The organism is Streptomyces sp. NPDC002092, assembly GCF_053593775.1.
Genome location: NZ_JBSFDG010000002.1, coordinates 426,084 through 439,090, shown reverse-complemented (window position 1 = coordinate 439,090; position 13,007 = coordinate 426,084). Strand labels below are relative to the sequence as shown.

Below are 13,007 nucleotides of genomic sequence, written 5' to 3'. Positions count from 1 at the left end.
CCGGGTGCGGAACCCGGGCCGTCCATGTCGTGCAAGAGGTGTCAGCCGCGGCTGCTCGCCTTGGCGAGGGCCGGGACGAACTTGAGGGCGTCCACGGTGCCGACGCCGGTGGCCATGTCGTAGCCGTTGACGGCCTTGTAGCCGGTCACGCCCTGGTAGCTGTTGTCGGTGCCGTCGTTGACGTCGACGATGCCGTTGGCCTTGGCGTTGTGGGCGTAGAGGCGGTACAGCGCCTGCTGGATGTTGCCCACCCGGTGGCCGGCCGCCTGGTCGGCGAGGGCGACGATGCCCGAGAAGAGCGGGGTGGCCTCGCTGGTGCCGCCGCTGACGTCCCAGCCGACGGCGGTCGGGTCGTAGCTGGAGTAGACCCAGGCGCCGCCGTTGACGGCCGCGGTCATCGAGATGTCCGGGGTGCCGCGGCGGGTGCCGACCTTGCTCTTCACGCCGTCCTGGAAGGAGGGGCGGGTGAACACGTGGGACTGGCCGCCACCGCCGGAGCCGTAGTCGTTGTAGACGCTGTCCGGCTTGACGCGGTCGCCCTTGTCGTCCAGGTGCAGCTGGGTGCCGCCGATCGAGGTGACCAGCGGGTCCGAGGAGGGCCAGGAGTTGACGCGCTTCTTGTAGTACGTCTTGCCGTCCGCCATGTTGTCGGTCGCGCCGCCGTCACCGGAGGCCGCCAGCACGGTCACCTTCTTGCGGTTCGCGTCCTGGAAGGCGTACCGCAGCTTCTTGATGCTGGAGAAGTCGCCCCGGTCGAAGCCGGGGAAGGTGTTCTCCGTGGCGCCGAAGCTCTGGCTGATGACATCGCCGACGCCCTGGTCGATCAGGTGCTTCTCGGCGTCCATCATCTCCGGCAGACCGGTGGTGCCCTCGGTCTCGGCGACCGCCGTCTCCACCACGACGATCTTCGCGTCGGGCGCGACCGCGTGCGCCATCTCGACGTCGAGGGTGGTCTCGCCGGCCCAGCCGGTCATGTCGGAGTTCTTGGGGTCGAAGGCGGGGACGTGGCCCCACTTGACCACCTTCACCTTGGTGCTGGGCAGACCGAACTGGTGGCTGTAGACGTCGAGGTCGTGCTGGACGGTCGGCGAACCGTACGAGTCGACGATGACGATGGTGCGGCCCTTGCCGGTGACGCCCTTGCGGTAGAGGGCGTTCAGGTCGTACGCCTTGCGGTACTGCAGCGGGGTGTAGCAGTTGATGTGCCACTTGGCCTGGCACTGCTCGCTGGTCAGCGGGCTGCTCACGCCGTGGACCAGGGTGTGCCCGGCGACGGCCGGTACCGCCAGGGTGTGCGGTACGGCGGCGGGTGCGGCGGTCCCCAGTGCGGTGACCGCGAGGGCGGCGACGGACGTGGCAGCCGCGGCGCCCAGCCCGATACGGGCTATGTGCATGAATCCCCCTGGATTCGGAGTATCACGAAGTGGATTCGCGAAGCGGGTTCGCGAAGGGCTCGGTCTCACGGGGTGATTCCGAGATGGTCTTCGCGCATCCCATCGAATGAGTCATGCACAGTTCAAGACCGTTGAAGCGACGATGCCGAACCCTTTACCTCCCGATTGACCGTCAACTTTCCCGATTGACGGTCAGCTCTCCCGTTTGATCCACTCGTTGGTGCCCAGCGGGTAGTCGTAACCCGGGCGGCCCGCGTCGGCGCTGGTGCGGAACGCGGTGCCGGAGTTGTCGATGTGGACGGTGCCGCGGCGGCTGCCGCTGGACCAGTCCAGGGTGAGGTCCCAGCGGACGTCGTGGGCCTTGGTGTGGGCGACGACGTAGAAGACCTCCGGGTCGGACTCGCTGACCTTGTACGGGAAGTCGCGCTGGCCGCCCTTGACGGTGACCGTGGGGCTGCCGTTGTCGAGGTCGACGTCGAACGACTTGGTGTCGACGCCTCCGCCGCAGCCGACGCCCATCGAGTAGTCGTTCCAGGCGAGCGGCGCGTCCTTGCTGAGGATGCGGACGTGCAGCGCCTCCAGGACGACGGTCTGAGCGCCGGTGCCCTGCACCGTGAGGGCGACCTCCTGCTCGCCCGAGGACACCGCCCCGTACGCGGCGGCCCAGCGCGTGGCGGTTTCCTCGCTCGCCGGCGGGCCCACCTGTGCGGGTTCGCTGTCCACGAGGAAGTGCTGGCTGCACGGGCTGTCGTAGACGTAGGGGCGGGTTCCGACGGTGAGCGGGACGGTGGCGGCGGTGTCGCTGCCGCCGGTGGACTGGTCGGGGCCCTTGCCGGACCCGGCCGCCTGGGACCCGGTGGCGGAGGCGGTGGCCGACGCGGACGGCTGGCGGCCCTTCGCACTCGGGGACGAGATGGCCGACGGCGTCCCGGTGTCCGCCGCGCCGCTGGTCGTGGCGCCCGCGCCGACCTCCTGCCGGTCCGCCGTGTTGTTCCCGCCGCCGAAGCCCGGCTGCACGGTGAGCGCGACGACCCCCAGCACGGTGGCCGCGGCGGCGGACGCCACCAGGACGGCACGGCGATGACGTGGACGGACGGGTGGCGTGAGCGCGCGCGGTGCGTCGACGACCACCGGCTCGTCGACGTCGTCGGTCCCGCCCTCGCTCTCGCCCTCCCGCCCGCTCTCGCGACGGTCGGGCTCGTGCGATGCCGCCGGGCCGGGTTCCACCGTCTCGACGGCTTCTGTCTGTTCCGCCCTGCGTCCTCGTGCCGCGTCCGCCAGGATCCAGCGCCGGTGCAGCTCCACCAGCTCCTGCGGCGTCGCCCGGCAGACCCTCGCCAGGCGCTCCACCGGCGCGTACTCGACCGGCACCGCGCTGCCGTTGCAGTAGCGGTGCAGCGTCGACGTACTCATGTGCAGCCGCTTGGCCAGCGTCCCGTAACTCAGCCCCGAGCGGTCCTTGAGCTCCCGCAACAGCCGCGCGAACGCCTCGGTCTCCGCGGCCCCGCTCGCCTCCGACACCTGTTTCCCCACCCCTCCGTGTCCCCCGTGTTCCAGTCGCGCGTTCCAGGAGCACTGCGTTCCCCCTGGTCAGAACGCGTTTCGGCGTTCCGGCGTCCCCAACTGCCCGCCGGGCGTGGCCGTTGGGACGGATCACCTCACAAGCTTCCGTCATCCAATCACCACCGCCACCTAACTCCGAAGGGGCACAGTCACATGTTCGACTTCCGCACTTCCCGCACCCGTTTCGTCGGCGCCGCCGCCACCGTGGTTCTCGCCGCGCTCTCCCTGACCGCCTGCGGTGACGGGACGGGCGCCAGGAACGAGGGCGCCGCGACGAGCACCTCCACGAACTCTTCGTCGGATGTGGTTCCGGCCGGCTCCGTCGCTTCCACGCATCCCACCGGTTCGGCGAGTGCGGCGGCCCCGACGGTCTCCACGAGCTCCGCCGGTTCCACCGGTTCCGGTTCGACCACCGCCGGTTCGAAGCGGACCGTGCGCACACCCGCCCCGAAGGTGCCCGCCCCCTCCGGCAGGCCGGTCACCTGCGAGGGGTCCAACACCCGCACGGTCGCGGCCCCGTTGACGCGGCCCGTGAACCACATGCTGCTCACGGTGACCAACACCGGCAGCAGGACCTGCTACCTCTACGGCTACCCGGCCGTCCAGTTCACCGACGCCCAGGCCGTGCCCCCCGTCATCGAGGCGTCGAAGCCGCAGGCGGTCGTCACCCTCCGGCCCGGCGAGTCCGGTTACGCGTCGGTGGCCCTGTCCGCCACCGACGGCAGCGGCACCGACGGCCGCACGGTGAAGTCCCTCGCCGTCCACTTCTTCGGCCGCTCCATGAGCGGGAGCGTCGGCACGGCCGCGCACCCGGCGCTGCCCGCGAAGGGCGTCTACATCGACGACTCGCTCAAGGTCGGCTACTGGCAGCAGTCGATGGACGACGCCGTCGACTGGTGAGGCCGTAACGGCAGAAGAGCCCAGGTCACCGACCTGGGCCCTTCGTCGCGCGTATTACTTGGTGAAGGCCGCGACTCCGTTCGGGGTACCGAGGCCCGTCGGGCCGTCGTAGCCCTTGCCCGCCTTGCACAGGTAGTCGCTGCAGGAGCCGTTGGCGCCGTCGGTGACGTCGTTCAGCTGGTCCGGGTGGGCGTAGGGGTACGCGGCCGGAACGTCATTGCCGGGAGTGCCCGCGAGGGCGTACACGCCGGCGATGAACGGCGCGGAGGCGCTGGTGCCTCCGTACACGTTCCAGCCGCCGGCCTGGTAGGTGTCGTAGACGGCGAGTCCGGTGGCCGGGTCGGCGACGGCCGCGACGTCGGCGACGGCCCGCTTGGCGCAGCCGCTGTCCTTCTGCCAGGACGGCTTGGCGTCGAACTGCGAGCAGCCCGAGCCCGCCCCGTTGCCGCCGGCGGAGGTGCCCCACACGGACTCGGACCAGCCGCGGGTGCTGTTGTCCTTCTTGAGAGAGGTGCCGCCGACCGCGGTGACGTACTGCGAGGCGGCCGGGTACTCGGTGCCGTAGCCGCTGTCACCGGAGCTGACGGTGATGGCCACGCCGGGGTGCTTGAAGTACTGGTCGTCCGAGGCGGTGTCCGCGGCCTCCTCGCTGCCGCCGTAGCTGTTGGAGACGTACTTGGCGCCCTGCTTGACGGCCTGGTTCACGGCCGCGCCGAGGTCGTCCATGTTGGCGGACTTGGCCTCGACGAGCAGGATGTGGCACTGCGGGCAGGCCGCGCTGACCATGTCGACGTCGAGGGAGATCTCACCGGCCCAACCGGCGTCCGGCGCCGGGTAGTTGGTGCCGCCGTCCTGGTCGATCTTCTTGAAGCAGCCGTTGCCGGTGCTGCACTCCGGCAGGCCGTACTGGGAGCGGTAGGCCGCGAGGTCCTTCTCGGCGTTCGGGTCGTCGTTCGCGTCGACGATCGCGACCGTGGCGCCCTTGCCGCCGTCCTTGGGCAGGTTGTACGCGGCCTGCAGATCGGCCGGTCCGAAGCCCTTCGGGGTGTCCTGGCGGCCGAGGGACTTCTGCGTCTTGAGGTCGGTGCGGACCTCCGCCTGGCACGCCATGTAGCCCGGCTTGCTCGGCTGCGAACAGAGCCGGTGCGTGTGCACCGTGGCGGCGGCGGGCGCCGCGGTGGCCGTGTCCGCGAAGGCCGAGGACTGCGAGGCGACGGCCAGACCGCCGGTGATCAGAGCCGCTGCCGACAGCAGTGCGGGCGCGCCGCGGCGTATCAGGTTCCTTCTGCGGTGAGAACTCAATGAACTGCCCTCCGTGGGGGGATGGGGGGCTCCGTGTCGGCGGCCGGAAGCGCTGAGCCATGGCTTATGTCACGTGCATGACAAGCAGTTTCCGTTGGGGGTGTGCCGAGTGGAGCCGTGTTCCGGGCATTCTGTTGGTTGCCACCCCGGTCAGTGGTGGCTGCCCATGAGGTTATTGACAGTTTGCCGAAGAGAACAGAGCGGATTGGTAAAACCTTGGTCCCCAACTGCACTGCCGGGACAGGTACCTTGTGCAGCCATGGAGCTTGAGGACGGAACCATCAACGACCTGATGTCACTGGGCCTGGCCCGGTACGAGGCACGGGTCTACCTGGCACTCGTCAGGCGTGGTTCCTACACGGCCGCCGAGGTGGCCCGGGAGGCCGACGTGCCGCGCCAGCGCGTCTACGACGTGCTGGACGCGCTGGTACGACGGCAGTTGGCCACCTCTCACCCCGGCCGCGTGGCCACGTACTCCGCCGTCACGCCCGAGTTGGCCCTCGCCCGGCTGATGGCGCGGCAACGCGAGTCCGTGGACCGTCTGGAGCGGGTCTCGCAGGGGCTGGCCGGTGTGCTGCAGCCGCTGTGGTCCCAGGGGCGGGAGCACACCGATCCGCTGGACTACATCGAGATCCTGCGCGACCCGAAGGCGATCGCCGAGCGCTTCGCCGACATCCAGCGGCAGGCGCAGCGCGAACTTCTCACCTTCTGCAAACCGCCGTTCGTCGCGCCCGCGGACAACACCGAGGGCATCACGGTGGTCCGCCGGCTCCGGAGCTCCGGCGGCACGGTCCGGGCGATCTACCTCGACGACGCCCTGGACGACCCCGAGACGGTGGAGCACGTACGGCGCTTCGCCGCCGCGGGGGAGGAGGCGCGATTCGCCCCCGAACTGCCGCTGAAACTCGTCATAGCCGACGCCTCCTTCGTCCTGTGCGACATGCCCGACCCGGTGGCCGGCGCCGGCTCCACCACCACCCTCTTCATCGAACACCCGGCCCTCGCGGCCTGTCTGCGGCTCGCTTTCCACACCGTGTGGAACGAGGCCGCACCCCGGCCGTGATCACTTCGGAGCGTTTCGGATCCGGTGGACGGGGTCCCGTACGGCCCGCTGCCCGGCAGTGGCGGGTTGCCGCCGTCAGCCGGCGGTCTTCCGGCAGGGGTGGGCGCGCATGCTGCCGTCGCGCTTGGGCTGGAAGGCCCGTCCGCAGTCCGGGCAGGGAAGCGGTGTGCCGCCGGGTTCGATCAAGGACGCGATGCCGGTGTCGAGGTCGAGCCAGACCAAGAGGGTGACGAGCGCGTCGGCTTCGAGCGAACAGCCGTTGGTGAGGCGGCTGAACGTGGCCGGAGCGAGCCGCGTCTGCTGTGCCACACCGCGCCAGGTGAGGCCGAGTTCGCGGCGCCGTTCGTCGAGACGCCGGTGGAGCTGGGGGACGTCGAGGCGGTGGGTGCTCACGAGCTGCGCCTCCCGGTCCTGAGGAACTCCGGGTTCATGGACGTGTGCCTCCTGTGGGTTCGGGGCCCGGTCGGGGGTTCGTCCAGGGAGACTTCGGTGGGGTGTGGGCGATTACGTGAAACCGGAGAATTCTTTCCGGGGTGCAGTCGCCGGAGGCTGGGCGGGACGGCCGTCAGCGCTGACGTCCCCGGGCGAGGTCAGCACGTCGTACTGGTTCCGGCCCGCGCCCAGCGGGGGTACGCGCTCGGCGGCGTCACCGCTTCCCCGCACGCGGGCCGACAGGCGCGCAACGTAGCGTCAGCGCATGCCCGCCGCGTCGAGCAGGGTGGTCACCGTGGGCGCGACGAGCCCCGGCAGTGTGTCCGCCCCGATGCCCGCGCGGGCGCTGGCGCCGTCGAAGACCAGGCTGAGCTGCCGGGCCAGCAGACCGGGATCGCCCGCCCCGCCCCGCTCGGCCTCGGCGCGGAAGAAGCCGGTCAGGTTCTCCTTGACCCGGTGGGCGACCCGGCTCGCGGGGTGGCTCTGGTCCTTGAGCTCGATCTGGACGGCCAGATACCGGCAGCCCCGGAACTCGGGCGCGTCCGACTCCGACTCCACCTGCTCGAAGACGTGCAGGATCCGCTCCCGGGGCGGGCGGTCGTCGTCCGCCGGGGGCAGGAGCGTCGCCACGTAGGCGGCCGCGCGCTGCTCAAGGCTCGCCGCCAGCAGTTCGTCCTTGCTCTCGAACAGCTGGTACATGGAGCGCTTCGACACCCCTGCCGCCTTGCACAGGGCGTCCACGCCGATACCGACACCTTCCCGGTAGGTGAGCGTGGCCGCCGCGTCCAGCAGCCGCTCTCGGGGGCTCGGCTTCGCCTCGGTGGTCATGCTGCGAGGTTAACTCGATTCCCAGCGAAAGAAAACTGATCGGTTTCCCCGGGGTGCTGCCGGGCTTGCGCTTGGAAACCGATCGGTTTACCGTGGTGGAAACTGATCGGTTTCGCATTCTCCGGAGGCACTCATGACCGCATTGAAGGGCGCACACGTCTTCGTCACCGGCGGCAGCCGTGGCATAGGCAAGGCGCTGGTGGAAGAGCTGTACGCGCGTGGTGCCGGCAAGGTCTACGCCACGGCACGTGATCCGCGCGGCGTGACGCACCCCGACGCCGTCCCGGTGGCGCTGGAGGTCACCGACCCGGCCTCCGTGGCGGCGGCCGCCGAGCAGGCCCAGGACGTCACCGTGCTGATCAACAACGCCGGGGCCGCGGTCGGCGCGTCCTTCCTCGGCTCCCCGGTCGACGACGTACGCCGGGAGTTCGAGACCAACTTCTACGGCCCGCTCCTCGTCGCCCGGGCCTTCGTGCCGGTCATCGAGCGCAACGGCGGCGGCCACATCCTGAACGTGCACTCCGTGCTCTCCTGGCTGGCCCTCGGCGGCTCCTACAGCGCCTCCAAGGCGGCCCTGTGGTCGCAGACCAACTCCCTGCGCCTGGAGCTGCAGCCGCGTGGCATCGGTGTCACCGGACTGCACGTGGGTTACGTGGACACGGACCTCGCGGCGGATGTCGACGCACCCAAGTCCGACCCCCGTGAGGTCGCCGCACTCGCCCTCGACGGCATCGAGACGGGGGCGTACGAGGTGCTCGCCGACGACATCTCGCGGCAGGTCAAGGCGGGTCTGGCCGGCGACCTGGCGGGGCTGTACGCCCAGCTGGCGAAGTAAGCCCCTTCCCACAAGGAGTCGGTGAGATGCCCGCCCAGGAGTCACGTCCCTCGATCCACATCCCGGGGACCACCAGCCACACCCTCGCCCCGCGCGCAGGACTCGACGGCCGCGAGGGAACCCTGCGCTACCTCAAGGCGGGCACCGGCGCCCCGCTGGTCCTGCTGCACACCGTGCGCACGCAGGCCGAGCACTTCCGCCTGCTCATCCCGCTGATCGCGGAGCGGTACACCGTGTACGCCCTCGACCTGCCGGGGATGGGCTACTCCGAGATCGTGCCCGGCGCGTCGTACGACGAGCCGGCGATGCGCGCGGGCGTCGAGCGGCTCGTCACCGGACTCGGCCTCCGTGACGTGACGTTGGTCGGGGAGTCCATGGGGGCGGTGCTCGCCCTGACCACGGCGGCCGATCTCCCGGAGCGCGTCCGGCGGGTCGTCGCGGTGAACACGTACGACTTCCGCGGTGGAATCGCCCGGTCCGGACTCCTCGCCCGCGCGGTCGTCAGCGGGGTCCTCGCCCCCGGAGTGGGGCCGGTGATCGCCGGGGTTGAGCCCAGGCCTGCCTTCCGGCGGATCCTCCAGGGCGGCCTCGGCGACAGGACCGCACTGCGGGCGGACTACGTGGACGAGCTCCTGCGGGTGGGCGGCCGCCCCGGCTACCCGGCCGTCGCACGGGCCGTGTACCAGGCCCTGCCCAGCCTCATCGCGGCCCGCTCGCGCTATCCCGAGGTCAAGGCGCCCGTCCACCTCGTCTACGGGGAGAAGGACTGGTCCCGGCCCTCGGACCGGGAGGCCAACCGGCAACTGCTGCCGGCCGCCGAGTTCACGCAGGTGCCGGGGGCCGGCCACTTCATCGCCCTGGAACGGCCCGACGTTCTGGCCGACCTGCTGAACGCGGCGGCGTGACCGCGGGCGTTTCGGGCTGGGGTCGGGTCCGCGTCCCGGGTCACCGCCTGGTGTGTGATCCGCTGGACGGCGATGTCACGGGCAAGGCGGACTGGACACGGCCGTCTGACGTCGGCGCCCGATGCGCAGAGAGGGGAGGGCTGCCGGTGAGCGCCGGTCGGGGGTGGCATCGGCGCCCTGGTGTGTGATCCGCTGGTGTGGGCGAAGCGGCCGTGGGTGTTATTGAATGAGCTGTGCGGTCAGGAATCTCGGGGCCCTGTCGCCCGGGTTCTGATACGTCCCCGGCGCTGTGCCGGGGCCGGCGAGCGAGCTGAGAGAGCCGCATGGACTCCACCCCCTCCCCTTCGTCCGCGTCGCCGTTCGACATGGTCAGCGGCGCTTTGGGGCGGTACATGCCAGGCGAGGGAGCGGCGGCCGCCGGTTCCGCCGATCAGCAGGACGACAGCGCCGCCCGCCCAACCGCGGCCGCCGATCAGGCCCCCGGCCGCCCGGAGCAGATCCTCGGCGCGGTCAGCCTGGACCCGGACCTGAGAATCACCCGCTGCAATCTGGACGCCCCCGTCTTCGCGGGGGTGGAGGCCGCGACCGGGAAACCTTTCGTGGATCTGCTGCCGCCCTGGGACGTACCGACGGTCACCCGGCGGCTGCGGCAGGTCCTGGAGACCGGTGAGCCGCACGTCGCCCGGGTCCAGCGGCTGCGGCGCGGCGACGGGTCGGAGCTGGTGGTCTCGATGAGCATCCTGGCCGCGGCGGCGCCCCAGGAGGGCCTGACCGTCTCCCTGATCGCCATGGCAAGGAGGCTGCACCTGTACGCCGCCGAGACTGCGATCGGCACCTCGCTGGACGTCGGCGAGACCGCGCAGTCGCTGGCGGAGTCCCTGCTGGCCTGGGGAGACGTGACCGCCATCGACCTCGACTTCGCCGTATGGACGGGCGAGGTGGTCACGGGGCAGCCGCAGGAGCGCATCCGGCTGCGGCGGGCGGCCCTGGTGCCGGACCGGGCCTGGCCCGACGGCTATCTGACGCCGGGCGACGACCTTCCCGGCGATGCGAGCCGCCTGCTGGCCCAGGCGGTACTGCGTGACGACGCCGCGCAGGCCCTCGTCATACCCGACCGGGAAGCGATCGAGCGGGTGCTCGGCAGTCCGCGGCTGGTCCGTGCCCTGGTGCCCGGTGACCAGGCGGCGGCCGTGGCGTGCATACCGCTGGTCCTGGACGGCGCGCCGCCCGTCGTCCTGGGGGTGGCGGAGGTCTGGCGGCGGGCGGACCGCCCCTTCGAGGACAGCGAGCTGTTCGACCTCCAGGAGCTGGTGGCCAGGACCTCCCACCACGTCGACCTGGCCCGTCAGCACCAGCGCGAGCACACGCAGGTGCTGGCGCTGCAGCGCCGGCTGCTGCCCCGGTCCGGCGGCGACACCATCGAGACCGCCAGCGTCTACCAGCCCGCCACCCCCGACAGCGCGGGCGTCGGCGGTGACTGGGTGAACAGCTTTCCGCTGCCGGACGGCCGTACCGCGCTGGTGGTGGGTGACGTCGTCGGGCACGGCCTGGGAGCCGCCGCGACCATGGGACAGCTGAGCATGGAGGCCCGCGCGCTGCTGTCCGCGGGCCTTGCACCCGACGAGGTGCTGGAGCACCTGGACGACACCGTGTCACTGCTGGACGACGCCGAGTCCGGGCTGGCGGCCGGCTACAGCGCCCTCGGCTCGACCTGCTGCATCGCGGTGTACGACCCGGTCAGCCACCATGTGGCCCTGGCCAGCGCCGGCCATCTCCCCCCGGTTCTGATGCCCCCGGGCGGACCCGCCGGTCCGGTGGCCGTGCGAACCCACCCCGGGCTGGGCGCCGAGTTCGCACTGCGGGAGCCGTACGAGGTGCACGCCTTCGCCGCGCCCCCGGGCTCACTGCTCGCCCTCTACACCGACGGCCTGGTGGAGGATCCCGCCCTGTCGATCGACGAGGGCATCACCAGGCTGGCGGACGCCGTGTCCACGGTGCACCCCTGGGACGCCCTGCAGGAGGCCGCCCGGCGCGTGGTCTCCGCGCTGGCGCCCGCGCACCGGCGCGACGACGTGACGCTGCTGCTCGCGCGCATGATCGGCTACCGCAAGGGGGACACCGCGACCTGGCGGCTGCCGGCCCGCGGCGACGCGGCCGCCCGGGCCCGAACGCTGATCGCCGCGCTGCTCGGGCAGTGGCGTGTCAGGGACGACACCCAGGACAAGGTGCTGCTGGTGGTCGACGAACTGGTCGCCAACGCGGTCCGCTTCGCCGGCGGGCCCCTCACGGTACGGCTGATCAGGACCGGCCACGGGCTGCTGTGCGAGGTGGGCGACACCGGCAACGGCCGGCCGCGGCTGGGCCGGGGCGGGCTCCTCGACGACGGCGGCCGAGGCCTGCACGTGGTGCACGGCCTCACCACCCGGTGGGGCGTGCGCTGGACGGACACCGGCAAGGTGGTCTGGGCGTCGGTCGAGAAGTGACGGAGCCTTCCTGGGGCTACAGCCACTCGCCTTCCAGGGCGGTGGCCGTCAGGCCCGGGGCCGCCGCGTACAGGACGGCACGGCTGCCTGGTTCCTGCCCCGCGTCGTAGGCCCTGCGCATGATGTCGAACACGGCGGCGCCTCCGCGGTTGCCGCTGGTGTAGCTGTCCCGGCTGTACTCCAGCAGCCCCGACGGCCACCCGTCGGGCATCGTCTGCTCCATGTACTCCAGCACGCGCGTCCCGCCGGGGTGCGCGAGCAGCACGTCGGGGTGCCAGGAGTCAGGGTCGTCTTGGTAGCGCAGGCGCAGCCACTCCCACATCGCGGTGACCGTCTCCTGCACGGCGCGCGGTCCGCGCCGGTCCATCACGAAGTGGGTGCCGTCCTGCCGGGTCTCCAGGCGGTGCAGGTCCTGGGTGCCGGGCAGGGTGTGGTTCCAGGAGGCGTCCAGCCGCAGCGCCGACTCGGGCCTAGGCCGGCCCGTGACCACCGCGGCGACCGCGGTGTCCGCGAACAGCAGCCGGACGATCAGGGACTCCAGGGTGTCGTCCGCGGGCTGGTACGTCGTGCTCAGCGCCTCCGCGATCACCACCAGGACCACCCGGTCGGGGTCCGCGGCCACCAGATCCGCCGCCAGCGCCAGCGAACGGGTCCCGGCTATGCAGGCCCACTGCGTGGCCGGCAGCAGCAGCACGTCGTCCCGGAGCGGGAGCTTGTTGGCCAGGGAGACGTCCAGCCCCGGCAGCGCCGGGGTGGTGGAGTGACTGGTGATCAGACAGTCGACGTCCGTGGTGTCCAGGCCCGCGATCTGCAGGGCCCCGCGCGCCGCACGCTCCCCGCAGGACTGCACGGCCGCCCAGGCCGGCGCGGTGCGCTCCTGGACGGTCTGCGGCGCGGGTATCGCCTCCAGGGCGGCGATCACACGGTCCACGTCCTGCTCGGTGAACCCGTCCCCGGCCAGCGCCTGACGCGCCGGCCCGATGCCGGCAGCCGGCAGGCCGCCCCCGCTGCCGGGCGCGACGGCGGCCTCCAACGGCAGCATCCAGCCGCGGGATTCGATGCCCGTACTGGCCGCGATGGAGTCGATGCGCGGCGCCCACGCCGCGTCCGGGTGGCGACCGCTCACCTCCGCCACGATCTGGCTGGTCTGCACGGTGTGCTCACCGTGTATCACGGCAGGCGGGCACAGGTAAGCGGCCATGAGGGGCACCTCTCTACGGGGGATGGGAAGAGGTAGAACGCCACGAATGCTGTGTCATGGGCCACTTAGAGACGTTGTGTCCAAATAAATGGCGCTGCGCT

Annotated in this window: 11 protein-coding genes; 5 read left to right on the top strand and 6 right to left on the bottom strand. The window is 71.5% G+C overall.

Annotated elements, in window-relative coordinates; all coding sequences use genetic code 11:
• Positions 1-41: 41 nt before the first annotated feature.
• Together ACWCRD_RS06070 and ACWCRD_RS06065 are read right to left on the bottom strand one after the other, a co-directional pair.
• Positions 42-1,394 (bottom strand): S53 family peptidase, encoded by a 1,353-nt coding sequence (locus tag ACWCRD_RS06070; RefSeq protein WP_450964742.1) that lies wholly within the window; start codon positions 1,392-1,394, stop codon positions 42-44.
• A gap of 192 nt (positions 1,395-1,586) precedes the next feature.
• Positions 1,587-2,915 carry a helix-turn-helix domain-containing protein gene (locus ACWCRD_RS06065; RefSeq protein ID WP_450964741.1) on the bottom strand — a complete coding sequence of 443 codons (1,329 nt, stop codon included), beginning with the start codon at positions 2,913-2,915 and terminating at the stop codon, positions 1,587-1,589.
• Between the two features lie 195 nt (positions 2,916-3,110).
• Here ACWCRD_RS06065 and ACWCRD_RS06060 point away from each other — a divergent pair, with 195 nt between their 5' ends.
• Positions 3,111-3,857 carry a DUF4232 domain-containing protein gene (locus ACWCRD_RS06060; protein ID WP_450964740.1) on the top strand — a complete coding sequence of 249 codons (747 nt, stop codon included), beginning with the start codon at positions 3,111-3,113 and terminating at the stop codon, positions 3,855-3,857.
• A 54-nt stretch (positions 3,858-3,911) separates the two neighbouring features.
• On the opposite strand, the gene ACWCRD_RS06055 is transcribed toward ACWCRD_RS06060, so the two are convergent.
• Entirely contained in the window at positions 3,912-5,159 is a 1,248-nt protein-coding gene (locus tag ACWCRD_RS06055) for a S53 family peptidase (protein ID WP_450964739.1), read from the bottom strand.
• Positions 5,160-5,418: 259 nt separating this feature from the next.
• Between ACWCRD_RS06055 and ACWCRD_RS06050 the strand changes: the two genes are divergently transcribed.
• Positions 5,419-6,222, top strand: coding sequence for a TrmB family transcriptional regulator (locus tag ACWCRD_RS06050; RefSeq protein WP_450964738.1), 804 nt, complete (start codon positions 5,419-5,421; stop codon positions 6,220-6,222).
• A gap of 75 nt (positions 6,223-6,297) precedes the next feature.
• Here ACWCRD_RS06050 and ACWCRD_RS06045 read toward each other — a convergent pair whose 3' ends face one another.
• Both ACWCRD_RS06045 and ACWCRD_RS06040 read right to left on the bottom strand, forming a co-directional pair.
• Entirely contained in the window at positions 6,298-6,615 is a 318-nt protein-coding gene (locus ACWCRD_RS06045; RefSeq protein WP_450964737.1) for a hypothetical protein, read from the bottom strand.
• A 297-nt stretch (positions 6,616-6,912) separates the two neighbouring features.
• Positions 6,913-7,482: a TetR/AcrR family transcriptional regulator gene (locus ACWCRD_RS06040; RefSeq protein ID WP_450964736.1), complete on the bottom strand. Its 570-nt coding sequence runs from the start codon at positions 7,480-7,482 to the stop codon at positions 6,913-6,915.
• Between the two features lie 133 nt (positions 7,483-7,615).
• Between ACWCRD_RS06040 and ACWCRD_RS06035 the strand changes: the two genes are divergently transcribed.
• The 3 genes from ACWCRD_RS06035 (at position 7,616) to ACWCRD_RS06025 (ending at position 11,705) form a co-directional block, all read left to right on the top strand.
• Complete coding sequence (locus ACWCRD_RS06035) at positions 7,616-8,317, top strand: SDR family oxidoreductase (protein WP_450964735.1); 702 nt, start codon at positions 7,616-7,618, stop codon at positions 8,315-8,317.
• A 26-nt stretch (positions 8,318-8,343) separates the two neighbouring features.
• A complete protein-coding gene (locus ACWCRD_RS06030; protein ID WP_450964734.1) occupies positions 8,344-9,222 on the top strand; it encodes an alpha/beta fold hydrolase in 879 nt (292 codons plus the stop codon).
• A gap of 323 nt (positions 9,223-9,545) precedes the next feature.
• On the top strand, positions 9,546-11,705 hold the full coding sequence (locus ACWCRD_RS06025; protein ID WP_450964733.1) for a SpoIIE family protein phosphatase: 2,160 nt from the start codon (positions 9,546-9,548) through the stop codon (positions 11,703-11,705).
• Between the two features lie 16 nt (positions 11,706-11,721).
• On the opposite strand, the gene ACWCRD_RS06020 is transcribed toward ACWCRD_RS06025, so the two are convergent.
• Positions 11,722-12,906: a type III polyketide synthase gene (locus ACWCRD_RS06020; protein ID WP_450964732.1), complete on the bottom strand. Its 1,185-nt coding sequence runs from the start codon at positions 12,904-12,906 to the stop codon at positions 11,722-11,724.
• Between the last annotated feature and the right edge of the window lie 101 nt (positions 12,907-13,007).

Bases quoted from the DNA above. Each gene is read 5' to 3' on its own strand.
- ACWCRD_RS06070 (WP_450964742.1), bottom strand. From the start codon at position 1,394: ATGCACATAGCCCGTATCGGGCTGGGCGCCGCGGCTGCCACGTCCGTC.
- ACWCRD_RS06060 (WP_450964740.1), top strand. From the start codon at position 3,111: ATGTTCGACTTCCGCACTTCCCGCACCCGTTTCGTCGGCGCCGCCGCC.
- ACWCRD_RS06050 (WP_450964738.1), top strand. From the start codon at position 5,419: ATGGAGCTTGAGGACGGAACCATCAACGACCTGATGTCACTGGGCCTG.
- ACWCRD_RS06040 (WP_450964736.1), bottom strand. From the start codon at position 7,482: ATGACCACCGAGGCGAAGCCGAGCCCCCGAGAGCGGCTGCTGGACGCG.
- ACWCRD_RS06035 (WP_450964735.1), top strand. From the start codon at position 7,616: ATGACCGCATTGAAGGGCGCACACGTCTTCGTCACCGGCGGCAGCCGT.
- ACWCRD_RS06030 (WP_450964734.1), top strand. From the start codon at position 8,344: ATGCCCGCCCAGGAGTCACGTCCCTCGATCCACATCCCGGGGACCACC.
- ACWCRD_RS06025 (WP_450964733.1), top strand. From the start codon at position 9,546: ATGGACTCCACCCCCTCCCCTTCGTCCGCGTCGCCGTTCGACATGGTC.
- ACWCRD_RS06020 (WP_450964732.1), bottom strand. From the start codon at position 12,906: ATGGCCGCTTACCTGTGCCCGCCTGCCGTGATACACGGTGAGCACACC.